We start from the raw sequence: 26555 nt of genomic DNA, 5'->3' as shown, positions 1-26555 counted from the left end.
TCCTCCAGAAGGGTTTCCCCTTATTTATTGATTTTTTTATTTTTTAGTTTCAAGTATCGTTGCTTTGGAGAGATAAAGAAACTGATTAAGAAGAAGCTGGCAGATGTGAGCACGATGCTGGATCCTGCTGCGAGGTTGAAGCTATAGCCGATAAAGAGTCCCAAAACAGAAGCGGTTGCCCCTAGGGTTGATGAAAGAAAAATCATGCTCTTTAGGCTATTAGCATAAAGGTAAGCCGTCGCAGCTGGGGTGATCAACATGGCCACGATAAGAATCGTTCCAACACTTTGCATGGCAGTGACTGACACAAGGGTCAAGAGCACCATGAGTAGATAGTGATAGAAATTGACGGGCATTCCCATGGCTTTAGCCAAAAGCTCGTCAAAGGATGTAATCAATAGTTGTTTAAAGAAAATCCCGATAATCAAGAGAATCAATGCCCCCACACCAATGGTGATCCACATGTCCGTATCTTGGACAGCGAGGATATTCCCAAAAAGGATATGGAAGAGGTCTGTCGAACTCTTGGCAACACTAATCAAGATGACACCTAAGGCTAAGAAAGATGAAAAGGTAATACCAATGGCAGTGTCACTCTTGATGATAGAGTTGCCCTTGATGTAGGTAATGATGATGGAAGCCATCAAGCCAAAGATGATCGCTCCAATAAAGAAATCAATTCCCAGGATAAAGGAAAGGGCTACGCCGGGCAAAACTGCGTGAGAGATGGCATCCCCCATGAGAGACATTCCACGTAAGATGATAAAACATCCCACGGCTCCAGCAACCACCCCGATGACTATAGCTGTTATCAGGGCATTTTGTAGGAAATGGAAATGTTGCAATCCATCGATAAATTCTACTATCATAGGTCACCTCCATTAAAGAAGAGCTTACTACCATAAGCTTTTTTGAGATTGACTTCGGTAAAGGTTTCTTCAGTTGAACCAATAGCAACCAATTCTCGATTGAGAAGCATAACTTGGTCGAAATAATGAGGGACTTTGCTGAGGTCATGATGGACGATGAGAACTGTTTTACCAGCTTTTTTAAGGTCTCTCAGTGTATTCATGATAATCTCTTCACTGATCGAGTCAATCCCGACAAAAGGCTCATCTAAAAAGATGTAGTCAGCTTCCTGCACTAAGCAGCGGGCAATCAAAACACGTTGGAATTGTCCTCCAGAGAGCTGACTGATTTGGCGATCAGCATAGTCTGAGAGTCCAACGATTTCAAGTGCATCCGCCACTTTTTTCCAGTGGCTGGCCTTTAAAGTGTGGAAGAGCGGGATAGATGGATAGAGTCCCAGTGAGACACATTCCTTGACCTTGATAGGGAAATTGTAGTCGATATGGATTTTTTGCTCGACATAGGCAACTCGATGTAAAGATTTCTTGACTTCTTTGTCATCGAGAAAGGCCTGACCTTCGTGTGGGATAATTCCCAACATACTTTTTAATAAAGTTGATTTTCCAGCACCGTTTGGACCAATAATTCCGGTAATAGTTGGTCCGTGGAGCACTAGTGAAATATCCTTTAGTGCCAACGTTTCTTTGTAGGAGACACTGAGGTTTTCGATACGTATCATACAGTTATTTTCCTCCTGTCTTTTAATATACATTAAAAAAAAAATTAAGTCAAGTTAATTTTTAAAAAATTTAAAATAATAACTGAAAAATGAAGAAAAAAGAGAGACCATTTTTAATTGCATTCCCAAGTGTTTTTTGCTAAGCTAAGAATAAGTGAAAAAATGAAAGCGAGAACAAGATGACACGTTATCAAGACGATTTTTATGATGCAATCAATGGAGAATGGGAAAAAACAGCTGTTATTCCAGCTGATAAATCTCGAACAGGTGGCTTTATTGACCTTGATGAGGAAATTGAAGAGTTAATGCTGGCAACGACGGACAAGTGGCTGGCAGGAGAAGATGCGTCAGAAGATTCTATCTTAGCAAACTTTGTCAAGTACCACTCTATGGTCAGAGATTTCGATAAGCGAGAAGCAGATGGAATTGAGCCAGTCCTTCCTTTATTGAAGGAATACCAAGATTTAGAAAGTTTTGCGGACTTCGCAAGCAAATTAGCAGAGTTTGAATTAGCTGGTAAGCCAAACTTCCTTCCATTTGGAGTATCACCAGACTTTATGGATGCTAGAACCAATGTTCTCTGGGCTAGTGCTCCAGGAACTATCTTGCCTGATACAGCCTACTATGCGGAAGACCATCCTCAGCGTGAGGAATTGTTGAACCTTTGGAAAGAAAGTACTTCTAATCTCCTCAAAGCCTATGATTTTTCAGATGAGGAAATCGAAGACTTACTAGAGAAGAGATTGGAATTGGACCGTCGTATCGCAGCAGTGGTTCTTTCAAACGAAGAAAGTTCAGAATATGCCAAACTCTACCATCCATACGCTTATGAAGATTTCAAGAAATTTGCCCCTGCCCTACCTTTGGATGATTTCTTCCAAGCAGTTCTTGGACAAACTCCAGATAAGGTTATCGTAGATGAGGAACGTTTCTGGCAAGCAGCAGACCAATTTTATAGTGAAGAAGCGTGGCCTTTGCTTAAGGCAACCTTGATTTTGGCTGTGGTCAATCTTTCAACCAGCTATCTCACAGACGAGATTCGTGTCCTATCAGGTGCCTATGGACGTGCCCTTTCAGGTGTTCCAGAAGCTCAGGACAAGGTCAAGGCAGCCTATCACTTGGCCCAAGGTCCCTTTAAGCAAGCCCTTGGTCTCTGGTACGCGCATGAAAAATTCTCCCCAGAAGCTAAGGCAGACGTAGAGAAAAAAGTAGCGACTATGATTGACGTTTATAAGGAACGTTTGGCTAAGAACGACTGGCTCACGCCTGAAACGCGAGATAAGGCCATTGTCAAACTCAATGTCATTAAGCCTTATATTGGTTATCCAGAGGAATTGCCAGAACGCTACAAGGACAAAGTAGTGGACGAAACTGTCAGTCTCTTTGAGAATGCCCTAGCCTTTGCGCGTGTGGAAATCAAGCACAGCTGGAGCAAGTGGAACCAACCGGTTGACTACAAGGAGTGGGGTATGCCAGCTCATATGGTCAACGCCTACTACAATCCTCAGAAGAACTTGATTGTCTTCCCAGCGGCCATTTTACAGGCTCCATTCTATGACTTGCATCAGTCATCTTCTGCTAACTACGGTGGTATTGGTGCTGTTATTGCCCACGAGATTTCTCATGCCTTCGACACAAATGGCGCTTCTTTTGATGAAAATGGTAGCCTCAAGGATTGGTGGACAGAGAGTGACTATGCTGCCTTTAAAGAAAAAACGCAGAAAGTTATCGACCAGTTTGATGGACAAGAATCTTACGGAGCAACGATTAATGGGAAACTAACCGTATCAGAAAATGTTGCCGACCTTGGAGGAATTGCTGCAGCCCTTGAAGCTGCCAAGAGAGAGCCAGACTTTTCTGCTGAAGAATTCTTCCACAACTTTGCTCGTATCTGGCGCATGAAAGGTCGTCCAGAGTTGATGAAACTCATGGCTAGTGTCGATGTGCACGCGCCAGCCAAACTCCGTGTTAACATCCAGGTGCCAAACTTCGATGACTTCTTTACAACTTATGATGTCAAAGAAGGCGACGGTATGTGGCGTTCACCAGAGGATCGTGTGATTATTTGGTAAAGTAAGTCCCTAACCAAGTATCATCTTGGAATTAATGATTCATTTTTGAAGTTTATCAATCTGAAAATGCAATGCTATCGAGGTTAACATGAAGAAATTTTTAATGATGCTATCAGCTATTTTTTCAATTTCAGTTCTAGCATCTTGTGGTTTCATTAAAAACAAGAGTAATACAGAATCTTCATCTGCACTATCATCTGTCTCCAAAGACGATAAGACTAGTGTATCAACAGAAGCAAAGTCTGAAAATACTAGTGACTCGTCAACCAAGGAATCGCAATCGACTGCTGAAAATAAGAAAGAAACTAGACAAGATTTATATAAAGAAGTGATTGAACGCTATAACCACTTTACAGACCTTTTAAAACAAGGTAATAGAGAAGATTTATACAAGGAAAATAAACAAGATAAGATTGCTTCAGAAGAATATGGCCTAGTTTTCTCTCGAATGGATTATCATAATGCACCCGATTGGAAATACGCAATTGTTGATTTGAATAAGGATGGGCAAGACGAGTTGCTTATTGGTGATGAAAAATTTGTTTCAGCCATTTATTATTTGGAAAATCAAAAGCCTAACTTACTTCACACAGCTTATGTAGCTTCTGCAGGTGGTTTTCGCTCAGGCTTTGTTATTTACGAAAATGGTCTAGTCTCTTATGCAGACTGGCAGTCAACCCGTCCAGAAATGAACTTGGCTTTATATTCGTTTGATAAAAATGGAGTCCAGAAGATTAAAGAAGCAACTATTCAAATCGGTGGCAATGAAAAAGCAGAGCAAGTTTTAGATATCTCTTCTGAAAAGCTTGATTTGTCTAACATTAGTTGGAAAGAATTGAATCCGGCTAATTAGTTTTGAATTATTTTTCTAGTCAATATTGATTCTTCTGAGAAAATATTAACATAAAAATAGAAGCTACAAAAAAACCGAGGAAATTATCCTTGGTTTTTTGTTTGCTAGAAAAAGGGATTAAAGGTCTTTTCGTGAGCGATGGTCGTAGCCGGGCCGTGCCCAGGATAGACATCGTAGTTAGGAAGAGTGAAGAGTTGAGTCTGGACACTATGGAGAAGTTGTTCCATGCTACCTGTAGGAAGGTCTGTCCGTCCGATGGTTTCGCGGAATAGAACATCTCCGGTTAAGACTAGATGGGCATCAGGAAAAACCAGAGAAACACCTCCGATAGAATGGCCAGGTGTTGGCAATACCGTAAAACGAAACTCTTCGATCTGGTATTCCTCATGAAAGACATAGGTGTGTTCAGCTGGTTTGCAGACGACATCAGCCATATCATCATGACGAGGTAGGCCAGAGAGATTGTCGACTGGAGTGTAAAGCCAGCTGGCTTCACTTTCTGCTACATAAACGGGGGGATTTCCAAAAGTATCTCTAACCAAGTCCAGACTCATAATATGGTCGTAGTGGGTGTGGGTCAGGAGAATCGCACAGACTGGTTTGTTGATTTTCTCGATGGTCTTGCGAATAGCTTCCCAATGGCTACCTGGGTCAACCACAATCAGGTGTTGGTCCCCTTCTAGATAATAAGTGTTTTCATAAGCAACGGGATTCACGGTTTTATGGATTTTCATACTGGCTCCAATCTCAAAGAATGTACTAAACTAAGTATAGCACAGAAGAGGGAAATAAAGTGAAAAGAAAGTCCCTCTTTTGTGTTAGAGGGACAATGATCTTATTTAAACTTGAAACCTTCGTAAATGAGTTTTGCTTTGGGATTCTTTTTCTTGATTTGCTTGGCAAGGGCCTTCATCATAGGAAGAGGTCCACACATATAGACTGTAGTTTGGTCAGGGATTTCTTCTTGATCCAAAGTCAGGTATCCTTTTTCATTGCTATCGACCAGCTGCAGGTCAAAGTTAGCATTTTGACGGGCGTAGTCTCGAAGTAGATCTAGGTAGACAGCATTTTCCTCTCCACGGAAACTATAGTAGAAGCGGACGCTCTTGTCTAGGATAGGATGCTCCCGGATATAAGAGATGAAAGGTGTCATTCCAATTCCACCTGCAATCCAGATTTGCTGCTTTGGACCATGTTCCATAGTCATATGCCCATAGGCGCGATCAACCGCAACCTTGCTACCAACTTGAAGATTGTCATAGATATTCTTGGTGTGGTCACCAGAGTTTTTTATCGTAAAATAAAGAGTTCGTCCTTGTCCTCCTGAGATGGAGAAAGGGTGTGGAGCAGTCTCAAAACCTTTTTGGAAAATTTTTAGAAAGGCAAATTGTCCATATTCGTAAGTGAAAGGATGACTGAGTTCTATTTCAATTTCAGTCGTGTCGTGATTGAGGCGTTTGATTCCTACGATTTTTCCAAGATAGGTGAAACCGATCTTTTGATAAAGGAAAATAATATAAAAACCTGCAAGCAAGCCTAAAATAGCATAGATTCCAAAGATAAGACCTAGGAAACTAAAGGAGAGAAGGCGATTTCCCATGATCATCAAAACATGAAAGAGGCCAAAGATATAAGCTAGATAAACCAATCGATGAATCCATCTCCATGCTTCATACTGGATGTATTGTCCCAGATAGGCAACCAGAACGATGCTGATAAAGATATAGATAGCGATATTTCCAAACTGGGCGGCCAAATGCGAACCCCAGAGACCGCCCATGCTAAAGTTGTGTAGGGTTAGTAGGAGAATGGATAGAAAAGCGGTGAATTTATGAGCTAGATACATCTTTTCAAGTCCGTTAAACCAAGCTTCAAGCAGGGGTAAACGGCTAGCTAGTATAAAAGTAAGTGAAAGAGTAGTGAGAGCTAAACCAGGGATTAGAAACTGACTAACACCTGAACTGAGCCAAGCTAGGATAGTCAGAAACATACTAAGCCCGATAAATAAAATACCTTTTAATGATTTCATAGTTGAAGTCCTTTCACGGATTATCTTATGATAGATGTAATAAAATTTGTTACATTTTAACAAAAAATGAATCTGTAGTCAAGGTTTAGAGTTTCGGCCTCTAAGTCAAATTTTCATGATAATCTATAAATAACGGTTAAGAAATATACTGTTTGATTTGTGTACTTCTTATAGAAATTTTTTTGTTATAACAATATAAGGGTGGGAAAAATTCAACTTCTACAAAACCCTAAAAAACAAATTAATACATAAAAGTGTATTTTATTTAATTATAAGATAAATAATATCTGAAATTTACATGATGTAAACCTATGTGAATGTTGGCATTTTAAAGTATTTGATGTTAAATTATTTTTGTATTTTTCTCAAATAAATTTATTAAAAATGTTGAAAAAGATATAAAAAAGTGTTAGTATGAATATGCATATTGAATACGAGGATATAATCCTTTTAGAATAATGAAATTTAAAGACCATCTTTTGAGTAGGGAAGAAATTTCGTTTTTTTTCTATATTTCAATATCGATATAATAAAAATAGGGAGGTTGTTTTTCTTATGAAGAGTAAGCAACAGGGTTTTAGAACGGAGAAATACATTCGATATGGGATTCGAAAGTATAGTTTTGGAGCGGCATCAGTAGCAATTTCAGCAGGTTTGATGTTTTTAGGCAATGGAGCAGTATCAGCGATGGAACTTCAAGGAGCAGATACTACGCTTGTTTCAACATCGACATTGAATGCGGAATCTTCTACGGAAACAGAAAAACCAGAAACTTCGATAAAAAAAGAAAAAGAAGTTGTCCTTAAGACGGTTGATAAAACGGATTTAGTTAAAAAAATTACAGAACTTGAAGAGAAAGTAAAAACAGCAAAGAATATAGATGACTTGGTACTAACATCTGCTAAAGAACAATTAGATTCTGCGAAATCTGTCATCTCAAAAGAGATAGTTGAGCAAGAGGAAGTGGATACTGAACTTGCTAAGATTAAGGATTTAATTACGGTATTTGCTGAGTCTGTCGAAGTTGGGAAAATAACGGAATCTACAGAAAAAGCAGAAAAAGTAGAAGAAATAAAAGAAACTGTCGAACCAGTCCAAGAAGGTAAAAAAGTTTTAGAACAAGTTACCTCTGAAGCTGAGGTAACCAATGTTTTAGCAACTGAAGCAGTCCGGAAAAATAAGCTTGAGGCTGAAAACAAAGCGGCAATTGAGGCGGCGATAGCTAATAATAAGGAAGTTATTGCGGAAGCTAAAAAAGTGTTAGCTACGGATAGCGTTACAGCTAAACAAGGCAATGAACAATTGTCACGTTTGAACGAGTCAATTCTTGCAGTATATAATGAGCTAAAAAAAGCAGGAATCGGAAAAGATGGAAACTTTGGAGTCGCTTTGGCTGCTCAAGATTTCTATGCCGAAGAGGGTTCTAACACAACTCATGCATCGGAAACAAACGCTGCAAATCATACTGGTAAAGATACCTATACAATTCCAGTACAAGAAATTAAATTAATTACGGGTACTGATGCTACAGGTCTAGAGATTGAAGTCTATTCTAATCAGCGGGTTGGTAATGATACAAATGCTGGAAATGGGATGCATACAGAACAAGGTGGAAAAACTGGTCATAACAACAAAGGACGTGTAGACTATCCATTAACCCCTGATGCTGCTAAAAAGTTAGCTGAAGAAGCACCACTTTGGAGAAATAAACTCCGTGCGGATGGGTCAAGAATTTTAAACGCTGCAACATCGATTTACTCTGCTAACGGTGGTTATGAATACCTAGCTACAGAAATTTATGGCTATGGGTATGAACAAGGAGTTGACAGAGTTTATATTAAAGGTTTGAAAGATCGTATTGCAGTTACAGAAAAAGCCAAGCAAGCTGGTTGGAGTTTAACTTCTGTAACACCAACTAACCTTGTGCCGGGATTGACATACGATTCAGAAACAGACACAATTCAAGGAAAAGTTATAGCGGATATTGAAAATGGAGTTTATGATTTACGATTTAATATTACTGCGACCAATACAGATGGTCGAACGGTAACTTTCCAAATTCAGAATCTTCGTGCTGGCTGGGTCGGGTGGCAAGATAGTACGCCTCCTAAAATAAAATCAGATTCTGAGCGTTATGATCGTATTGTTGGTGACGATGCTAATGTAAATATTCAATTCTATGATGAGTCAGGTGCAAGTGCAACACCAGCCAATAGTCGAGGAACTTATAACTATACGACGGTTGAAGGCAAAGTTGTAAGAGTACCTCAAAGATTCTCTAGAGCAGTGACAGGAATTTCAGGATATAACACTATTAGTGAACAATTAGATGATTCTAAAGTATTAATTCCAGGAACTAAATATAGTGTTGCTAATAGTACTTCTGAAGAGCAAGCTGCTGATCAAACGAATATGGGGAAAGGAATCATTTCTGGAAAATTAACTGAAGCAGGAATTTACACAGTCTCCGTATTTGCAAAAGATTATGATAAGTTGGCTAATAATAATGTTTGGAACCAATCTGGACAAGAAGCGCATGCTACTGTAACATTAGTCGTGAAACCAAAGATTGAGGTTCAAAACGTTGAAACTTACTCAACAGTTGTACCAGTTAAAATTTCTAAAGGTGCATCAAGTGCTAAGGTAACAATGCCGGATGGTACTGTAACCAATCTAAAAGCAGTTAATGGCAAATGGCTCGTAGACAGTGGTTCAACCAACACAGCTGTTTCTGAAAATCAAGAATTAGGTATTGTAGATTCCGATACAGTCTTTAATATTCCTGTGACATCAGAGGCGACTGCCAAAGTTGGTGTGGACAATATTAGAGTAGAAGCATCTGCTGAAAATGTTAAGGGAACTTTCTTACGTGAACAAGTTGAATTAAATGGAACAGATGGGCAAAAACATACTGCTACTTTTAATAAGGCTACCGGACACTGGGAGTTACCTGGCGACTATGCTGAAAGTAAAACACTGAATGGTGATGGTACGACAAGATGGACTAAACGTCAAGTGTACACAGAAGCTCAGCAAGACGGTGGTATGAAATTTTATATCTATGAGTACATTCGACAGCTTGATAGCACTGGGAAAGTGACAAGTGTAGAAACGCCAACTCGTCCAGAAACGATTTATGTTTCTAAGAATACTAATCAGGTAGGAGATGGAATGTCAGTAACTGTCACTTACGATAAACATTCAAATACCTGGGCGTCATCTGATGGAACTGAAGTGACTGCTACTAAGCTTGAAAATGACTCTTGGGAAGTTCATACTAAGTCAGGATTTGGTGGTATTATTAGAGGGACGATTGCAACAAATACTGATGTGGCAACTGTAGTAAATACAAAACCAACAGCAACTTCACAAGATTATACTTCAACAAAAGGTACAGCTGTTGACCTTCGTAATGAAGCAAAAGCTGCAGTAAGCATCTCAGACTCTGAAGATACTAAATATGGAAAAACTACCTATATCACTAGAATCACAGTAACATCGCCTTCAGGAGTTCAAAAAGTATTTGATACCAAACAAGATGCAAATAACTATAATATTGCTAGTGGATATAGCTTAAATGAAGTAGGAGTATATACTGTTAAGATTGATGTTATTGATAGTAATGGAAATTATACTACTGAAGCAACAATCAGTGGAACTGAGTCGGGAGTTGATCATGGAGTTGATTCATCAACCGCTACAACAACCTACCATATTACAGTAACTGATACGATTGAAGGACATAATGTGACTTCGACTGATATTCAAGGTGCTACTCAAAAAGAAACTCCAACCTTTACATCTGTTGGAGATGGATCACCAGTAAAACCAAGTGCTTCTTCGCCTGCTAAGTTAGTAGATCCAAAAACAGGTGGATTTGTTGATACTCTAACAATTGATGGTCAGGGTACCTACTCAATTAATAATGAAACAGGTGAAGTAACTTTTGTTCCATTGAAGACATTTACCGGTACAGCTACACCTGTCACAGTTTCACTTACTGCAAAATTAGGAAAAGATGCTAATTATACGGATATTACAGCAACTGCTACAGCAACGTATACTCCAACTGTAATACCTGTTAAACCAACTTCTACAGATGATGAGTCTGAAGGACCTAAAGGACAAACACAAAACGGTACACCAACTTTTACTGGTGGTAAAGTTGAAGTAAACGGTGTGGAGAAGACTGTTGAAATTGATGAAAATGTTAAACCAACCTTTGATGATGGCACAACTAAGAAAGTTGTTCCGGGAGAAGGAACTTATACCATTGATGAAAATGGTGTGGTAACTTTCACACCAGAAAAAGACTTTGTTGGGAAGGCTTCAGGAGTTACAGTCAAACGAGTTGATAAGAACGGAACAGAAATAACTGCAAAATACACACCAACTGTACGTCCAATTACTTCATTTGTAGATACTGAGGGGAATACATTAATTCCAACCGAAGACGGTGAACAACCTAAGAAAGATATTCCAGGTTACCGCTTCGTAGAGACTAAGAAACTTCCAAACGGTGACACAGAACATGTCTACGAAAAAGTGAAGACTAGTCACAAGGATAAGGAAGGGAATGAAATTCCAGGTTATCCAACCGAAGACGGTGAACAACCTAAGAAAGATATTCCAGGTTACCGCTTCGTAGAGACTAAGAAACTTCCAAACGGCGACACAGAACACGTTTATGAGAAGGTTAAGACTAGTCATAAGGATAAGGAAGGGAATGAAATTCCAGGCCACCCAACCGAAGACGGCGAACAACCTAAGAAAGATATTCCAGGTTACCGCTTCGTAGAGACTAAGAAACTTCCAAACGGCGACACAGAACATGTCTACGAAAAAGTGAAGACCAGTCACAAGGATAAGGAAGGGAACGAAATTCCAGGCCACCCAACCGAAGACGGTGAACAACCGAAGAAAGATATTCCAGGTTACCGCTTCGTAGAGACTAAGAAACTTCCAAACGGTGACACAGAGCACGTTTATGAGAAGGTTAAGACCAGTCATAAGGATAAGGAAGGCAATGAAATTCCAGGATATCCAACCGAAGACGGTGAACAACCGAAGAAAGACATTCCAGGTTACCGCTTCGTAGAGACTAAGAAACTTCCAAACGGTGACACAGAGCACGTTTATGAGAAGGTTAAGACCAGTCACAAGGATAAGGAAGGCAATGAAATTCCAGGTTATCCAAGCGAAGATGGAGAACAACCTAAGAAAGATATCCCAGGTTACCGCTTCGTAGAGACCAAGAAACTTCCAAACGGTGACACAGAGCACGTTTATGAGAAGGTTAAGACCAGTCATAAGGATAAGGAAGGCAATGAAATTCCAGGTTATCCAAGCGAAGACGGTGAACAACCTAAGAAAGATATCCCAGGTTACCGCTTCGTAGAGACCAAGAAACTTCCAAACGGTGACACAGAGCACGTTTATGAGAAGGTTAAGACCAGTCACAAGGATAAGGAAGGGAATGAAATTCCAGGATATCCAAGCGAAGACGGTGAACAACCTAAGAAAGATATTCCAGGTTACCGCTTCGTAGAGACTAAGAAGCTTCCAAACGGCGACACAGAACACGTTTATGAGAAGGTTAAGACTAGTCATAAGGATAAGGAAGGGAATGAAATTCCAGGTTATCCAAGCGAAGATGGAGAACAACCTAAGAAGGATATCCCAGGTTACCGCTTCGTAGAGACTAAGAAGCTTCCAAACGGCGACACAGAACACGTTTATGAGAAGGTTAAGACTAGTCATAAGGATAAGGAAGGCAATGAAATTCCAGGTTATCCAAGCGAAGACGGTGAACAACCTAAGAAAGATATTCCAGGTTACCGCTTCGTAGAGACTAAGAAACTTCCAAACGGCGACACAGAGCACGTTTATGAGAAGGTTAAGACGAGTCATAAGGATAAGGAAGGGAATGAAATTCCAGGATATCCAACCGAAGACGGTGAACAACCTAAGAAAGATATTCCAGGTTACCGTTTCGTAGAGACTAAGAAACTTCCAAACGGCGATACAGAGCACGTTTATGAGAAGGTTAAGACTAGTCATAAGGATAAGGAAGGGAATGAAATTCCAGGATATCCAAGCGAAGACGGTGAACAACCTAAGAAAGACATTCCAGGTTACCGCTTCGTAGAGACCAAGAAACTTCCAAACGGCGACACAGAACACGTTTATGAGAAGGTTAAGACTAGTCATAAGGATAAGGAAGGGAATGAAATTCCAGGATATCCAAGCGAAGACGGTGAACAACCGAAGAAAGATATTCCAGGCTACCGCTTCGTAGAGACTAAGAAACTTCCAAACGGGGACACAGAACACGTTTATGAGAAGGTTAAGACTAGTCATAAGGATAAGGAAGGGAATGAAATTCCAGGTTATCCAAGCGAAGATGGTGAACAACCTAAGAAGGATATTCCAGGTTACCGCTTCGTAGAGACTAAGAAACTTCCAAACGGCGATACAGAACACGTTTATGAGAAGGTTAAGACTAGTCATAAGGATAAGGAAGGCAATGAAATTCCAGGTTATCCAACCGAAGATGGAGAACAACCTAAGAAGGATATTCCAGGTTACCGCTTCGTAGAGACTAAGAAGCTTCCAAACGGCGACACAGAACATGTCTACGAAAAAGTGAAGACAAGTCATAAGGATAAGGAAGGCAATGAAATTCCAGGCTATTCAACCGAAGACGGTGAACAACCTAAGAAGGATATTCCAGGTTACCGCTTCGTAGAGACTAAGAAACTTCCAAACGGCGACACAGAACATGTCTACGAAAAAGTGAAGACAAGTCATAAGGATAAGGAAGGCAATGAAATTCCAGGTTATCCAAGCGAAGATGGTGAACAACCTAAGAAGGATATTCCAGGTTACCGCTTCGTAGAGACCAAGAAACTTCCAAACGGTGACACAGAACATGTCTACGAAAAAGTTGTTACTGCCCCTCAACAAAAACCGACTGAGCAATCTCCAACTACTAAAGCAACCAAAGAATTACCTAATACTGGTACGGAAGATCATGCAGCTTTGGCGGCTCTAGGAGTACTAGGTTTGATGAGCGGATTTGGACTTGTGTCTCGTAAGAAAAAAGAAGACTAATTCTATACTCTAGATTCTAAGTAGTTTCCTTTAGTTTCTTAAACAAAAAACCAACTAATCTAATGATTAGTTGGTTTTTGTCTATTCTCGATTTTTCCAAGCTTGGTATCGAGTGTCAATCAAGAGTTGGGTTAGGCGCCCCATGGTTTCTCTTTCTTCGGGAGTGAGGGATTGAGCTTGGACAAAGAGATGGTGAACGTGTTCAATGACCTTGAAGGAAGAGAGGTCGTTGATAGAAGAGATGCCTGCATCGAGAATGATTCCAAAAAAGAGGTCAAAGTAGAGCTGCAGTTCCGTATCAGGGACCGTCTCAACCCATTCCTTAAAGGTTGTATCGACTTGCTGGCTGTCACTATTGGTCTCGTCTAGTTGGACAAAGTGTTTGTCTTCAACCTGCCAACTAAAGGTGTCATGCTGGGCAAGACCACCCAAGGCAGTGCTTCGAACAACGATTTTCTTATCAGGGATTTCTAGCATCATTCCGATGATAGAACCTTGTGGGACAAACACTTTCGTTCTTTCCATCATGTTTTGATAGCCAGCTGTTTCGGTTAGTTCCTTGTGAAGTCCAGGCGCATCAAAAGTATAGACAGCGACAATGTTTTTTTGTAAAAGTGGATCGAGTTGACTAGCAGCATAGACAGCTAGATTGCCCCCTTTTGAGTGTCCTGCTATGACAACTTTTTGGTTAGGATGTTGAGCAAAAAAATCCTGTAAATACTGGAGGGCGTGTTTTTGAGCTGGGATTTCTTTCATATAGGTCATATGGAAATCTTCTTTCCAACCGATGATACTATCATCCGTTCCACGAAAAACAAGCAAAAAAGTATCGAGACTGATACGATAAGTCATAGCCGCAAACTGTTTTTGCAATTCAGGATCAATATCATTGATAAAATTTGATAGCTTGCAATTTTTAAACCGTTTGTGTTGAGAGAGTTGATCCAACAACTGGAGGCGGTTCTTATTGGTCAACATCGTCGTGTCTCTAGGAATTTGGGGTGCAAGATCTATGAGGCGCTGGTTTTTTTGGGTGACTACACCATCAAAAGCAAGGTAGGTTAATTCGGTCAAGGCAAGAACATCTAACTCATTCACGGGGAGGTCATAAAAGGAATCGTATGCTACATCATTCAAGTAGTCAAAAATATTGGCCATAAAAGCTCCTTTCTCTATGTTTATCCTACCACATTTACATAGAATTGGCTAGTAGGCTTGTTCGAATGACCTAGTAGGGTTTAATTGAAATACATAGAAGATAGATTGCTCCTATTTCAAACCTCTAAACGAGCTTACTTGTATGTTTTTGCTATCAATCCCATTTTCCTTTAAAAACTTCTTCATCTCATTTACATCATCAGGCTGACCTGTGATGAGATAGCTGGCTTGATTGCCGTATTCATCAATAGCATGTTTTAAAAATGCTTGACTTTGAGAAAGTTCATCGCTAGTTTTATAAGTAAAATTCGATGTTTTTTGAGCCAGTTCCTTCATCTCATTATCGAAAATAGTAACTCCTTTGTCAAAATGGTTGAGAATAATCGGACATTTACCAGACCATTCTTTGATAAGGGGGCGTAGAGCAGAAATACCAACATCAGATGCAAAGAAAACTAGTGGCTTATTCGTATCTTTAACAGTCAAAGAGGAATCCAGCCAACTCATCTCAATCTCACTGCCAGCTGGTAAATGTGTCAAGGTGTTCTTAAAGTTGCTACCACTATTATGAGTCAAAATGAGAATTTCATCTTCATCAGGTGTGGAGGCAATGGTTAGCCATCGACTGGTTTGCTCTCCCTTAGCTTCATATTTTTTAGCAGTAGACGAGGTATCAGGGAGTGTAAACTTAGCATAAGCCCCAGCTTTCCAGATTTGATGACTCGGTTTTGTGATATGAATTAAATATAGATCTCCGCTGGGGTTTTCGATGGATTTTATCGATAATGCCTGGCTTCGTCCAAGATAAGCGATGGTACCCCAAGTTATAATACATAGCGCTCCAAGTGTTGATAGAATGATAATAAACATTTTTTTACCTCTTTTCATTTTTTATGACTCCTGTTCTTAATTTTATGAATGAACTAAAAAATAATTCATTCATATCTTTTCAAAAAATAAAGAAATCCATTCTTTATTTTAGAACTCCTTTAATGAAGTTGGTTGCAAGTATTTCGACAGTTTTGCCAATGTCTGGAAAATCTTTTTCCGTGATATGCATATCCATATAGTAAAACAGATTATAAACCTGTAAAATATCTTGAATCTTTTCTGGCGAGTACCCTTCATCCTGCATACGATTTGTAAAAGTTTTTACTAGAAACTGATGAAATGGATTTGTGACTTTGCCTTCTTCTGAGGAATAGTAGCTATGCAACTCATCGGCTATGGCAGGATTGTACCATTCTGCAAGGATTTTATTGGAAGAAACGAGTGCTCTGGACTGAGCAAAGAGTTGACTAATAAGATCAATCATATCAATTTCCCAATCCAGTTCTTCAATCATAGCTTGGCGAACACGGTTGTTTTCAACTATATAGATGTCTAGAAAAATGGCTTCTTTACTCTCGTAATAGTTATAAAAAGAGCCTACTGCCATATCAGCTTGTCTAGCAATTTCTGAAATTCCTGTCGCCTTGTAACCTTTTTTCGAAAAAACGTCATAAGCCGCTGTTTTTAGAGCTTGTTTTTTGTCCAATATGATTTAAACTCCTTTGCTTTATGAATGAATAGATTGATTTGTTCATTCATATTCTAACAAATCATTGCCAGCTTGTCAATAAGAAGGCTAAATCTATTAAATAAGTTAAAGAAACGCTAACTAAATGAGCACAAAAAAGAAAATATAGGATAAGGCTGGAACTATAGTTAAAAATAAGGTATGATATCAATGGGATTATTCTCTATTTAGCTTTCGTTTCCGAATCTGGATTTGAAAGATAAATAGCCAAATAATTGAGTTACTAATTCATAGATTTTTTATTAAGGTTTTTGATAGTTTGAACAAGAGCAAAGGAGGAGCGCATGCACAAGATTTTACTAGTAGAAGATGACCAAGTTATTCGACAACAATTGGGAAAACTGCTCTCTGAGTGGGGATTTCAAGTCGTTTTGGTAGAAGACTTTATGGAAGTGCTGAGCTTATTTGTTCAGTCTGAGCCTCATCTGGTTCTCATGGATATCGGCTTGCCTCTTTTTAATGGCTATCACTGGTGCCAGGAGATTCGCAAGATTTCCAAAGTTCCTATTATGTTTCTGTCTTCAAGAGACCAGGCTATGGATATTGTCATGGCTATCAACATGGGAGCAGACGATTTTGTGACCAAGCCTTTTGACCAGCAGGTGCTACTTGCCAAGGTTCAGGGCTTGTTGCGCCGTTCCTATGAATTTGGGCGAGATGAAAGTCTGCTGGAGTATGCGGGTGTGATCCTCAATACCAAGTCTATGGACCTGCACTATCAGAGGAAAGTCCTGAGCTTAACCAAGAATGAATTTCAAATTTTGCGTGTTTTGTTTGAACATGCGGGTAATATCGTAGCCCGTGATGACCTGATGCGGGAACTCTGGAACAGCGACTTTTTCATCGACGACAATACCTTGTCTGTTAATGTGGCTCGTTTGCGCAAAAAGCTTGAGGAACAAGGCTTAGTAGGCTTTATTGAAACCAAGAAAGGGATAGGATACGGACTGAAACATGCTTGATTGGAAATCATTTTTTCTAGCCTACCTGCGTTCTCGCAGTCGCATCTTTGTCTATATTATTTCATTAGGCTTTCTCGTCCTTCTCTTTCAGTTTTTATTTGCTAGTCTAGGAACTTATTTTCTTTATTTCTTTCTGCTCAGTAGTTTTTTGACCTTCTTATTTTTGGCTTGGGATATGTTTGCAGAAGTTCAGGTTTACCGGCAGGAAGTACTCTATGCTGAGAGAGACCCCAAGTCTCCTCTGGAATGTGCCCTAGCAGAAAAACTCGAAGAGCTTGAGTCCGAATTGTACCAAAAAAAGTCTGAAGCGCAGAGCAAGCTGACGGATTTACTTGATTACTACACCTTGTGGGTTCACCAGATCAAGACGCCCATTGCGGCTAGTCGCCTTTTAGTAGCAGAAGTCTCTGATCGTGAGGTTAAGCAGCAGCTGGAACAGGAAATTTTCAAGATTGACTCCTATACCAATCTGGTTTTGCAGTACTTACGTTTAGAGAGTTTTCACGATGATTTGGTCTTTGAACAGGTTCAAGTGGAGGACTTGATCAAGGATATGGTTCGTAAGTACGCACTTTTCTTTATCCAAAAGGGACTGACGGTCAATCTCCATGACCTTGACAAAATTATCGTGACCGATAAGAAGTGGTTGTTGGTCGTCATTGAACAGATCCTCTCAAACAGCCTCAAATACACCAAGCAAGGTGGTTTGGAAATCTATATGGAGGATCAAGAGCTTTGTATCAAGGATACGGGAATCGGGATAAAAAACAGCGATGTTCTCCGAGTCTTTGAACGCGGCTTTTCAGGTTACAATGGCCGTCTAACCCAGCAGTCATCTGGACTTGGCCTCTATCTATCTAAGAAAATTTCTGAAGAACTGGGCCACCGGATTCGTATCGAGTCTGAGGTTGGGATAGGAACAACCGTTCGCATCAAATTTTCCAATAGGAATCTGATGATTGAGTAAGCATAGTTGATGATAACCTTATCCATCTGTGGAATTTTTGTTCTAGTCTATATCTCTATTTTCATGATAACGTCTAGAAGTTACCGTAAGATTGTCCAGATGTAAAAAATGTTACACTAGGAAACGACTAGAATATAGTCAAAAAATAAAAGAGGCAAAAATGAAAGAAAGTTATTTTGACGGAGGAATCCTAGATTATATTGGATACTCTATTTTAGTAGCCATAATTTTCGGGCTTACCTTGGGGAACGCAACACCTTGGGAGGTTTGCATGATGCAAAATTGAAAACCAAACACAAGGTAGTGGATGGGCAACGTCTATACTTTGACGGGACTGGAGCACAACTGTTCGGCAACTGGATCAAGGGATTTCTTCTAACCATCATCACGTTTGGAATCTATAGCTTCTGGTTGCAAATCAAAATGGAGCAATGGATTGTCGAACAAACCAATCATGTTTAATCATTAAACGGCATCTTCTTTCAGAGGAGATACCGTTTTTTTCTTTTTCGTATAAGGAAACAAAAATTTCCTCCTTTCTCTTTCTGTTCAATTGATAGATTTCTTCAGAGAAAGACTGTAAAATTTTTGATATAATATTAAGGATAGACTGACGGATGCTTAAAGGATAATTTTCAAAAACATAACAGGTGAGAATTAAAATATGTAAGATTGAACAGAAGTCTCTCTACCATCATCCAAGCAGAAACAAGATTATATGAAATAAAAGGAGTAACCAATGACCAGAAATTATTCAACACGTGAATACCGTGAGAAATTATATGATGATCTTCATGTTCGATTAAGAGATATAGTGATTTTGATGTGTGCGATTTTTATTGCCTCTATAGGTCTAAATATGAATTCAACAGCTGTCATTATTGGAGCCATGCTGATTTCCCCTCTTATGACACCGATTGTTGGACTGGGATTTGGTTTAGCTATTTTTGATACGCGTTTAATCAAACAATCTCTAGAGGTTTTATTTACTCAAGTATTGGTCAGTTTGCTTGTCTCGACTCTGTATTTCTGGATTTCTCCCTTATCTTATGCAAGTAGCGAACTGATTGCACGAACCTCTCCAACCATTTGGGATGTTCTCATTGCTATTGCTGGTGGGATAGCAGGTGTAATTGGGTCAAGGAAAAAAGAAGCAAACAATATCGTACCAGGAGTAGCCATTGCAACAGCTCTGATGCCACCTATCTGTACTGCGGGTTATGGTTTAGCTAATGGAAATGTACGATTTTTATTTGGGGCTCTCTATCTTTTCTTAATCAACTGTGTTTTTATCATGCTAGCCAATATTGTCGGAACAAGAATTTTGATGAGAAAATCTCCCTTAAGTTCATTTAAAGAGTTAAACATTAAAATGAAAATTGGCTTGACATCCTTGATTGTATTATTGGTTCTTCCAGCCAGCTACTCAGCAGTGACTCTGACGATGGATCAAGCGCGAAAAGAAGGGATTAAACAGTTTGTAGGAAAAGAGTTCGCCAACCATACGGTCATTAATCAAGTCTACAAGTCAAGGGATAATGAATTGGTCTTAACGGTCGTTGGAGATCCGATTTCAGACGAAGAATTAGAAACGCTCCATCAAAAACAAGCCTCTTACGGTATTCAATCTGTTGAATTGAAAGTCAATCAAGTCCATAATTCGACAAAATTAGACAGTGATACGACCAAGGAATTTTATGAAACCATTAACAAGTATATCGATCAAAAACTCTCTGAAAAGGATTCACAAAAAGATCTCGTAAAAGAAAATGAAGCAGATAAGGATTGAGGATATTGACCTTATCTAACTCATGGAAGCAAATTTTGGTAGGATATCCTATATCCAGCAGTTAGTGGATAGAAAGGATTGTTTATGAGGATGCCATTTGTTATGGTTTAACCAATCACTACTAGCTCAGGTAAAACAAAATATAAAAAGGCGGTGGGACAGAAATCGATAGACAAAGTCTCGATTTCGTAGTCCCAGCCCCGCGAGGATGATTAGGAGCTTTTTGGAGTCTAAAAGACGAACAAAAAGTTCAATCAGCTACCGCGTCAAAGTTTAATTGCTAATAAAAAGTGAGGTCGGGATCTTTTGTCCCAACCTCTTTTTTAGGTAGCTGGAATTCTTATCCCAGGTTAAACGTTTTATTTCTCAACACGAGATTTGTTGGCGATATCAGCAAGGATAGCTTGAACAAAGTCATCAACTGAGACAGTTTGTGTTTCTTTTTGGCCATAGCGACGAACGTTGACGGTTCCGTCTTCCATTTCCTTATCACCAACGATCAATTGGTAAGGGATCTTGCTGGTTTGTGAAGCGCGAATCTTGAATTGCATTTTTTCATTACGTTCATCCACATCAGCACGGACACCACGGTCACGGAGTTTCTTAGCTACTTCCCATGCGTAGTCCACGTGTTTTTCGTTTGATACTGGGATGAGGGTTACTTGGTGTGGTGCAAGCCATGTTGGGAAGGCCCCCTTGTAGTTTTCAATCAAGATAGCTGTGAAGCGTTCCATAGTGGAGATAACCCCACGGTGGATCATAACAGGACGGTGTTCTTCACCATCAGCTCCGATGTATTTGAGGTCGAAGCGTTCTGGGAGCAAGAAGTCAAGCTGGATAGTCGAAAGGGTTTCTTCTTTTCCGAGAGCTGTCTTAACTTGGATATCCAATTTTGGTCCGTAGAAGGCTGCTTCACCTTCAGCTTCAAAGTAGTCAACGCCCATTTCATCAAGGGCTGCACGAAGCATGGTTTGGGCATTTTCCCACATCTCATCGTTGTCAAAGTACTTGTGAGTATCTTGAGGGTCACGAAGAGAGAGACGGAAGCGGTATTCAGTCAAGTTGAAGTCTTCATAAACATCGATAATCAACTGAAGGGCACGTTGGAATTCTTCTTGGATTTGTTCTGGAGTAACAAAGAGGTGCCCGTCGTTGAGAGACATTTCACGCACACGTTGAAGACCAGTGAGGGCACCAGATTTTTCATAACGGTGCATCATACCGATTTCAGCGATACGGATTGGCAACTCACGGTAGGAGTGAACATGGTGTTTGAAGACTTGGATGTGGTGAGGGCAGTTCATTGGACGAAGGACAAATTCTTCGCCGTCACCCATATCCATGGTTGGGAACATGTCTTCTTGGTAGTGATCCCAGTGACCAGAAGTCTTGTAAAGCTCTACAGAAGCAAGTGGTGGAGTGTAAACGTGTTGGTAGCCAGAAGCTAACTCTTTGTCGACGATGTAGCGTTCCAATTCACGACGGATCGTCGCACCGTTTGGCAACCAGAATGGCAAACCTTGTCCGACTTCTTGTGAAATCATGAAGAGGTCAAGCTCTTTACCAAGTTTACGGTGGTCACGTTCTTTGGCTTCTTCACGCATTTGAAGGTAGTTCTTCAAGTCTTTCTTGTCGAACCAGGCTGTACCATAGATCCGTTGCATCATAGCATTGTCGCTATTTCCACGCCAGTAAGCACCAGCTACATGGAGAAGGTGGAAGATTTGGATGCGGCCTGTTGAAGGAACGTGCGGGCCACGGCAGAGGTCCACGTATTCACCCTGACGGTAGATAGTCAAACCACCCTCATCTTCAGAGTGTTCTTCGATTAATTCCAATTTGTAAGGGTCGTTTTTGAAGATTTCACGTGCCTCATCTTTCGATACTTCCTCACGGATAGATGGGAAGTTTTCTTTGACGATTTTTTGCATTTCTTCTTCGATACGAGGCAGGTCTTCGTTAGAGATTTGACCAGCAGTATTGTCGGTATCGTAGTAGAAGCCATCTTCGATAGCAGGACCGACTCCCAAGTGAATGTCTGGGAAAAGGCGACGAGCTGCTTGGGCAAACAAGTGGGCAGCAGAGTGGCGCAAGATTGGAAGGGCATCTTCGTGGTCAGGTGTCACAATTTCGATGCTTCCGTCCTCAGTGATAGCACGAGTCGTATCGATGAGTTTGCCGTTGAATTTACCAGCCAAGGCTTTTTTAGCTAGGGAATTGCTGATAGATTGGGCAATTTCAAAAGTAGTAACGCCAGATTCGAATTCACGAACAGCGCCATCTGGGAAAGTAATCTTAATCATGGTTTTCTCCTTAAATATTTATTCTATTTTTGTTGGACAATTTTAAGAGCTGAGCAACTTCTTCCGTAGTCTGATTCTCTGATTGACTGCCATCTGTTATGAGGCTAGGATAGCCTAATCTCACCGCTTCCTTACGAACCATTTGAGCGAAAAGAATGTCTCGTTGCATCCAGTTTTCAAAAGCTTGCTCAGGGTTGGTTGTACCCTCTAAGACATAAGGAATCCATTCTCTCTGTATATAATGCTTTTTTTGAAAATCAGCTGTCGGAGTCAAGCATAGATAGGAAGACGCTGGACATTCAAGCTTCTTTACCAAGTGAGGCAAAAGTCCTGCTCCCTCCACCAAGAGAGGTCTGTTTTGATTTTTTATCAAGTAAGATTTTACATAAGGAAAAATCTCTTCATAAAAGCGCCATTCTTCATCTGCCATCTCTTCTGGATTTCTCATCCAGATTTGTTCTGGATTTCTATCCTGCCTAAGAAGGCAAATTGGCTGTGAGTCTGCACTTGCTTGACTCATCATCTCTTCTACCAAATCATCCAGTTTGATATGAAGTAGTTGATACTGTCTAGCAAGAAGTGAGGCAATTGTTGACTTTCCACTACAAGGCGATCCGCCAATCATATAAAGCATCATTCTTCCTCCTTCTGACAAAATAAAAACGACATCCTAAAAGGACGTCGCAACGTGGTTCCACCTTCATTTATGCACAACAAAAACTGTTGACACCTCTGATTGGCTTTAACGTAGCCACCGTTTTATGTTTTCATAAAAGTCAGTAGAGTAGTATCAGTTTAGGCTTTCTATGCGTTTCCAGCAACCACGCACTCTCTAGTAGAAAGGGGCTAAGTGACTTGTCTCTATGCATTATTATAGCATGATTGCGAGATTTTTCAAGGCTTTTGTATAATTTTTTTGTTTTTCGCTCTCTGGAAGAGATGCTTGATCCCCACACCAGCAGCCAACCCAAGTAGGGCAAAGAGTTCATAGGCTAGGAAGTAAAGTAGGATGAATTCGCCAAAGGTGATGATGGTAAAGCAATAGAGCAGACCAATACCGAGTAGCCACCAAAGTGAGAAATGAAATCGATAGCTATAAAGTAGCGATACGATAAAGGTTACCAGAGGTGAAAAGAGGATGATGTTATAAATGTATAGTCCCTTCAGTGTATATGGATCAGAGATGAGTAGAGAGAGGAGCTCATAGAGTGGCCAGTAAAAAAAGAAAGTGACAAGGTAGTATGGGATATACTTAAGATAATTCCGCATGGCAATAATCCTCCAATCTGCAAAAATTGAGAGATATTTGAGAGATGTTGAAGACCACATAATCCTAAATGAAGGGGAACTCTCTGCTTATATTATAGCACGTCTTGGAAGCCTTTACAAGTTAATCCAGTGAGTAGTGATAGTGCTCTTTTTGAGTGTTTTCTGCTATAATACTAACAAAAGAAGTAAGAGGAAATGAGGAGAAAGAATGACCAAAATAGCAGTTCTTTCAGACATACATGGGAATACGACAGCCCTGGAAGCTGTGCTGGCTGATGCTAAAGCTGCAGAGGTAGACCAATACTGGCTTTTAGGGGATATTCTGATGCCAGGAACAGGACGTAGAAGGATCTTGGATCTTTTAGCAAGTTTGCCTATTACAGTAAGAGTTCTGGGAAATTGGGAGAATAGTCTCTGGCGAGGCCTGCATCGCAAGTTAGATCCTACAATAGCGAGTCATCGTTATCTCCTGCGTCAAAGTCAGTACATCTTAGAGGAGGTCAGCCCTGAAGAAATCGAAGACCTCAATAATCAACCCATGCAAGTTCATCGTCAGTTTGGTGATTTGATGGTAGGAATCACTCACCATCTCCCTGATAAAAACTGGGGTAGAGAGTTGATTCATACGGGAAAACAAGAAGATTTTGATAGATTGGTGACGGAGCCATATGCTTCTATCGCAGTGTATGGCCATATCCACCAACAGTTTCTTCGTTACGGAAGTGACGGACAGTTGATTCTTAATCCGGGTTCGATTGGGCAACCCTTCTTTTTAGATGCGAAGTTGCGTAAGGACTTGCGGGCTCAGTATATGATCTTAGAGTTTGATGAATCTGGTTTGTCTGATGTTGATTTTCGTCGAGTGGATTATGATGTAGAAGCAGAATTGCAACTGGCTAAGGATTTAAAGCTTCCTTATTTTCAGGTTTACTATGAAAGCTTGGTAAATGGAATTCACCACACTCATAACCATGAATTGTTGGGGAAGATTAGCGAGCAAGAAGGTTATGATCAAGATGTTGAACTTTGGATGGAAAGAGAAAAGAAGGATTGGTTTTAAAAGGAGTTTTGACTAGAAATAGGATAGTCTGATGACAGCTGTTTCTTGGGAAGTCAAAAAGGAAACGAATTGACTACTTATAAAATTTATGCTAGAATGTGGAAAAATATATAATTTGAACATCATACTAATTGATGTTCAAAATAATAGGGAGATTATTTATGAAGCCAGAAGAATTACAGGTAATTGCGTCGGGATTAGGCCTACAGTTTGATGAGGAGTCTGGAAGCATTTATGGCGTGCAATCAGGCTACCTGCTATTGCTACATGAAGCAGATGTAAAAAATCAGTTTCGACTTAGTGTCAGTGTGAGCTTGAATGGCAATCCTGCGGATTCAGAAGAAAACGAGTTGGTGTGGGATGACTTTAAGAGCGAATCACTTCCAAACTTGTCAACCTTATCTATTAATCAGTACACTGTATCTATCGTTGTCAAAGGTGCGATGCGCAAATCAAAGACAATTGAAAAGTTACAGACACTTATAAGAGACTTTGTAGATTTCCTTGAATCCCATCACTTCGTTCAAGTATGTGGCTACAGTGGTCAAGAGGGGCCAGTTAGTCTTTATCAATTAGGAGAGTCGGTTTTCATTATCAATGAAGAAAGCTATCAATTTTTGAAGAGCAATCTTCAAATTGAGGTGGATTCTTATCACAGTCAGAAGGAAAATGTTCTTCTTGGAACCATTGGAGCCTTACTTGGAGCCTTGATTGGTGGGGCGGTTGCTCTTTTTATTGCACGGCTAGGCTATGTAGCTGTAGTGGCAGGAATTGTTCTGGGGATTTGTACCATTAAAGGATATGAAATTCTTGGTAAAAAGTTATCTCGAAAGGGGATTGTGATTTCAGCTGTGTTGATGGTGATTACCGTCTTTTTAGTGAACCAAATCGATTTGGCGATGGAAGTCGTTTCCATACTTGGGGTTGAGTTTGCCTATGCTTTCCGAGTGGTCAATGAACTAATCTTTAGTGGTGACTTCCCCGATAACTATTTCTTTAATCTGGCTAAATTGGCTATTTTTACCTTGGTCGGTGCGGGGATTTCTATCAGTTCAGTCTGGTCAAGACACAAAACAAAGGGAACTGCTCGTAAAATTGGATAAAAGAGAAGTCTTCGTATTATCGCTGACATATAAGTCACTGGGATTACAAGACTTTTTTAGAGGATACTTTTTTGTGGTAATAATTGACATTACAACACAAAAGGGTATAATGGGTATCAGATAGGATGCGAAAGGAGAAGAAGATGCAAATTTCAAGTCGATTTACGATTGCGACTCATATGTTGATCATCATTGCCATCAAGAGTCAAGAGAGTAAGGTAACTAGTGATTTTCTCGCAGCCAGTGTTGGGGTCAATCCAGTCATTATCAGAAAAACCTTGTCCCAACTCAAAAAAGCTGAACTGATATCAGTTGCGCGTGGGACGGGCGGTACTGAGATTATCAAAGACTTCCAAGATATCAGCCTTTTTGATATTTATCAGGCTGTTGAATGTTTAGGAAAATCTGGTAAACTCTTTAGTTTTCATGACAATCCCAACCCTAACTGTCCAGTAGGAGCAAATATTCATGAAGTCTTGGATCAAAAATTGCTGGATATCCAACTAGCGATGGAAAACCAACTTCGTCAGACGAGTCTGGCTCAGGTTGTAGCTGAGACTCAGGATAAAATGATTAAGTAAGAGGGCTAGAGTCCTCTTTTTTCATTGCCGATTTTTTATGAAGTTGGGCAAGAAGAATTGTGTTCAAGTGTACTAGATGCTTTACAGTTAAGTAAAAAAAATGTGAGCCTTGGTTTTAGGTTCACACTT

At 40.1% G+C, this 26555-nt stretch carries 19 protein-coding genes and 2 pseudogenes; 11 read left to right on the top strand and 10 right to left on the bottom strand.

Going from position 1 to position 26555, the window contains the following annotated elements:
* Nucleotides 1–20 precede the first annotated feature (20 nt).
* Complete coding sequence (locus tag MK409_RS04940; RefSeq protein ID WP_000634601.1) at nt 21–869, bottom strand: metal ABC transporter permease; 849 nt, start codon at nt 867–869, stop codon at nt 21–23.
* The gene (locus MK409_RS04935) at nt 866–1588 is read right to left on the bottom strand and encodes a metal ABC transporter ATP-binding protein (RefSeq protein WP_000619158.1); all 723 of its coding nucleotides are present in this window, start codon (nt 1586–1588) and stop codon (nt 866–868) included. The genes MK409_RS04940 and MK409_RS04935 overlap by 4 nt, the downstream gene beginning before the upstream one ends.
* A gap of 179 nt (nt 1589–1767) precedes the next feature.
* Between MK409_RS04935 and MK409_RS04930 the strand changes: the two genes are divergently transcribed.
* Complete coding sequence (locus MK409_RS04930) at nt 1768–3660, top strand: M13 family metallopeptidase (protein WP_268705523.1); 1893 nt, start codon at nt 1768–1770, stop codon at nt 3658–3660.
* Between the two features lie 88 nt (nt 3661–3748).
* Nucleotides 3749–4513, top strand: a complete 765-nt coding sequence (locus MK409_RS04925; protein WP_025172625.1) for a hypothetical protein — start codon at nt 3749–3751, stop codon at nt 4511–4513.
* 104 nt (nt 4514–4617) lie between these two features.
* Here MK409_RS04925 and MK409_RS04920 read toward each other — a convergent pair whose 3' ends face one another.
* Together MK409_RS04920 and MK409_RS04915 are read right to left on the bottom strand one after the other, a co-directional pair.
* Nucleotides 4618–5247 carry an MBL fold metallo-hydrolase gene (locus tag MK409_RS04920; protein WP_000690834.1) on the bottom strand — a complete coding sequence of 210 codons (630 nt, stop codon included), beginning with the start codon at nt 5245–5247 and terminating at the stop codon, nt 4618–4620.
* 101 nt (nt 5248–5348) lie between these two features.
* Entirely contained in the window at nt 5349–6542 is a 1194-nt protein-coding gene (locus tag MK409_RS04915) for a ferric reductase-like transmembrane domain-containing protein (protein ID WP_004239874.1), read from the bottom strand.
* Between the two features lie 555 nt (nt 6543–7097).
* On the opposite strand from MK409_RS04915, the gene MK409_RS04910 reads away from it, so the two are divergent.
* Nucleotides 7098–13655 (top strand): YSIRK-type signal peptide-containing protein, encoded by a 6558-nt coding sequence (locus MK409_RS04910; protein WP_268705522.1) that lies wholly within the window; start codon nt 7098–7100, stop codon nt 13653–13655.
* Nucleotides 13656–13736: 81 nt separating this feature from the next.
* Here MK409_RS04910 and MK409_RS04905 read toward each other — a convergent pair whose 3' ends face one another.
* The 3 genes from MK409_RS04905 to MK409_RS04895 all read right to left on the bottom strand — a co-directional run bounded on the left by MK409_RS04905 (nt 13737) and on the right by MK409_RS04895 (nt 16356).
* Nucleotides 13737–14813, bottom strand: a complete 1077-nt coding sequence (locus tag MK409_RS04905; RefSeq protein ID WP_001273844.1) for a DUF2974 domain-containing protein — start codon at nt 14811–14813, stop codon at nt 13737–13739.
* A gap of 111 nt (nt 14814–14924) precedes the next feature.
* Nucleotides 14925–15701 (bottom strand): ferredoxin reductase, encoded by a 777-nt coding sequence (locus MK409_RS04900; protein ID WP_268705521.1) that lies wholly within the window; start codon nt 15699–15701, stop codon nt 14925–14927.
* Between the two features lie 85 nt (nt 15702–15786).
* Complete coding sequence (locus MK409_RS04895) at nt 15787–16356, bottom strand: TetR/AcrR family transcriptional regulator (RefSeq protein WP_268705626.1); 570 nt, start codon at nt 16354–16356, stop codon at nt 15787–15789.
* 320 nt (nt 16357–16676) lie between these two features.
* On the opposite strand from MK409_RS04895, the gene MK409_RS04890 reads away from it, so the two are divergent.
* The 5 genes and pseudogenes from MK409_RS04890 (at nt 16677) to MK409_RS04875 (ending at nt 20110) form a co-directional block, all read left to right on the top strand.
* The gene (locus MK409_RS04890) at nt 16677–17354 is read left to right on the top strand and encodes a response regulator transcription factor (protein WP_268705520.1); all 678 of its coding nucleotides are present in this window, start codon (nt 16677–16679) and stop codon (nt 17352–17354) included.
* Entirely contained in the window at nt 17347–18321 is a 975-nt protein-coding gene (locus tag MK409_RS04885; RefSeq protein WP_268705519.1) for a sensor histidine kinase, read from the top strand. The genes MK409_RS04890 and MK409_RS04885 overlap by 8 nt, the downstream gene beginning before the upstream one ends.
* A gap of 6 nt (nt 18322–18327) precedes the next feature.
* Nucleotides 18328–18426, top strand: a pseudogene (locus tag MK409_RS09005) (peptide ABC transporter); the annotation flags it as partial.
* 55 nt (nt 18427–18481) lie between these two features.
* Nucleotides 18482–18783, top strand: a pseudogene (locus tag MK409_RS04880) (DUF898 family protein).
* 277 nt (nt 18784–19060) lie between these two features.
* Nucleotides 19061–20110 (top strand): DUF389 domain-containing protein, encoded by a 1050-nt coding sequence (locus MK409_RS04875; RefSeq protein ID WP_268705518.1) that lies wholly within the window; start codon nt 19061–19063, stop codon nt 20108–20110.
* Between the two features lie 359 nt (nt 20111–20469).
* Here the strand turns inward: MK409_RS04875 and thrS are convergent, their stop codons facing one another.
* From thrS to MK409_RS04855, 3 genes are all read right to left on the bottom strand, one after another.
* Complete coding sequence (thrS, locus tag MK409_RS04870; protein ID WP_000591036.1) at nt 20470–22413, bottom strand: threonine--tRNA ligase; 1944 nt, start codon at nt 22411–22413, stop codon at nt 20470–20472.
* Between the two features lie 10 nt (nt 22414–22423).
* Nucleotides 22424–23050 (bottom strand): AAA family ATPase, encoded by a 627-nt coding sequence (locus MK409_RS04865; protein ID WP_268705517.1) that lies wholly within the window; start codon nt 23048–23050, stop codon nt 22424–22426.
* A 257-nt stretch (nt 23051–23307) separates the two neighbouring features.
* Nucleotides 23308–23682: a hypothetical protein gene (locus MK409_RS04855; protein ID WP_049490304.1), complete on the bottom strand. Its 375-nt coding sequence runs from the start codon at nt 23680–23682 to the stop codon at nt 23308–23310.
* Between the two features lie 208 nt (nt 23683–23890).
* Here MK409_RS04855 and MK409_RS04850 point away from each other — a divergent pair, with 208 nt between their 5' ends.
* The 3 genes from MK409_RS04850 (at nt 23891) to MK409_RS04840 (ending at nt 26426) form a co-directional block, all read left to right on the top strand.
* Nucleotides 23891–24742, top strand: a complete 852-nt coding sequence (locus tag MK409_RS04850) for a metallophosphoesterase family protein (protein ID WP_268705516.1) — start codon at nt 23891–23893, stop codon at nt 24740–24742.
* A gap of 161 nt (nt 24743–24903) precedes the next feature.
* Nucleotides 24904–25845, top strand: a complete 942-nt coding sequence (locus MK409_RS04845) for a hypothetical protein (RefSeq protein WP_268705515.1) — start codon at nt 24904–24906, stop codon at nt 25843–25845.
* Nucleotides 25846–25988: 143 nt separating this feature from the next.
* Nucleotides 25989–26426 carry an Rrf2 family transcriptional regulator gene (locus tag MK409_RS04840; protein WP_268705514.1) on the top strand — a complete coding sequence of 146 codons (438 nt, stop codon included), beginning with the start codon at nt 25989–25991 and terminating at the stop codon, nt 26424–26426.
* The last annotated feature ends 129 nt before the right edge of the window (nt 26427–26555 follow it).

Source organism: Streptococcus oralis, from assembly GCF_026782375.1.
In the GTDB taxonomy this organism is placed as follows: Bacteria; Bacillota; Bacilli; order Lactobacillales; family Streptococcaceae; genus Streptococcus; species Streptococcus oralis_CL.
This window is presented reverse-complemented; position numbering and strand designations above follow the sequence as displayed.

Excerpts from the sequence above, each read along its gene's own strand:
- MK409_RS04940 (WP_000634601.1), bottom strand. The coding sequence starts at position 869 with ATGATAGTAGAATTTATCGATGGATTGCAACATTTCCATTTCCTACAA.
- MK409_RS04935 (WP_000619158.1), bottom strand. The coding sequence starts at position 1,588 with ATGATACGTATCGAAAACCTCAGTGTCTCCTACAAAGAAACGTTGGCA.
- MK409_RS04930 (WP_268705523.1), top strand. The coding sequence starts at position 1,768 with ATGACACGTTATCAAGACGATTTTTATGATGCAATCAATGGAGAATGG.
- MK409_RS04925 (WP_025172625.1), top strand. The coding sequence starts at position 3,749 with ATGAAGAAATTTTTAATGATGCTATCAGCTATTTTTTCAATTTCAGTT.
- MK409_RS04920 (WP_000690834.1), bottom strand. The coding sequence starts at position 5,247 with ATGAAAATCCATAAAACCGTGAATCCCGTTGCTTATGAAAACACTTAT.
- MK409_RS04915 (WP_004239874.1), bottom strand. The coding sequence starts at position 6,542 with ATGAAATCATTAAAAGGTATTTTATTTATCGGGCTTAGTATGTTTCTG.
- MK409_RS04910 (WP_268705522.1), top strand. The coding sequence starts at position 7,098 with ATGAAGAGTAAGCAACAGGGTTTTAGAACGGAGAAATACATTCGATAT.
- MK409_RS04905 (WP_001273844.1), bottom strand. The coding sequence starts at position 14,813 with ATGGCCAATATTTTTGACTACTTGAATGATGTAGCATACGATTCCTTT.
- MK409_RS04900 (WP_268705521.1), bottom strand. The coding sequence starts at position 15,701 with ATGAAAAGAGGTAAAAAAATGTTTATTATCATTCTATCAACACTTGGA.
- MK409_RS04890 (WP_268705520.1), top strand. The coding sequence starts at position 16,677 with ATGCACAAGATTTTACTAGTAGAAGATGACCAAGTTATTCGACAACAA.
- MK409_RS04885 (WP_268705519.1), top strand. The coding sequence starts at position 17,347 with ATGCTTGATTGGAAATCATTTTTTCTAGCCTACCTGCGTTCTCGCAGT.
- MK409_RS04875 (WP_268705518.1), top strand. The coding sequence starts at position 19,061 with ATGACCAGAAATTATTCAACACGTGAATACCGTGAGAAATTATATGAT.
- thrS (WP_000591036.1), bottom strand. The coding sequence starts at position 22,413 with ATGATTAAGATTACTTTCCCAGATGGCGCTGTTCGTGAATTCGAATCT.
- MK409_RS04865 (WP_268705517.1), bottom strand. The coding sequence starts at position 23,050 with ATGATGCTTTATATGATTGGCGGATCGCCTTGTAGTGGAAAGTCAACA.
- MK409_RS04855 (WP_049490304.1), bottom strand. The coding sequence starts at position 23,682 with ATGCGGAATTATCTTAAGTATATCCCATACTACCTTGTCACTTTCTTT.
- MK409_RS04850 (WP_268705516.1), top strand. The coding sequence starts at position 23,891 with ATGACCAAAATAGCAGTTCTTTCAGACATACATGGGAATACGACAGCC.
- MK409_RS04845 (WP_268705515.1), top strand. The coding sequence starts at position 24,904 with ATGAAGCCAGAAGAATTACAGGTAATTGCGTCGGGATTAGGCCTACAG.
- MK409_RS04840 (WP_268705514.1), top strand. The coding sequence starts at position 25,989 with ATGCAAATTTCAAGTCGATTTACGATTGCGACTCATATGTTGATCATC.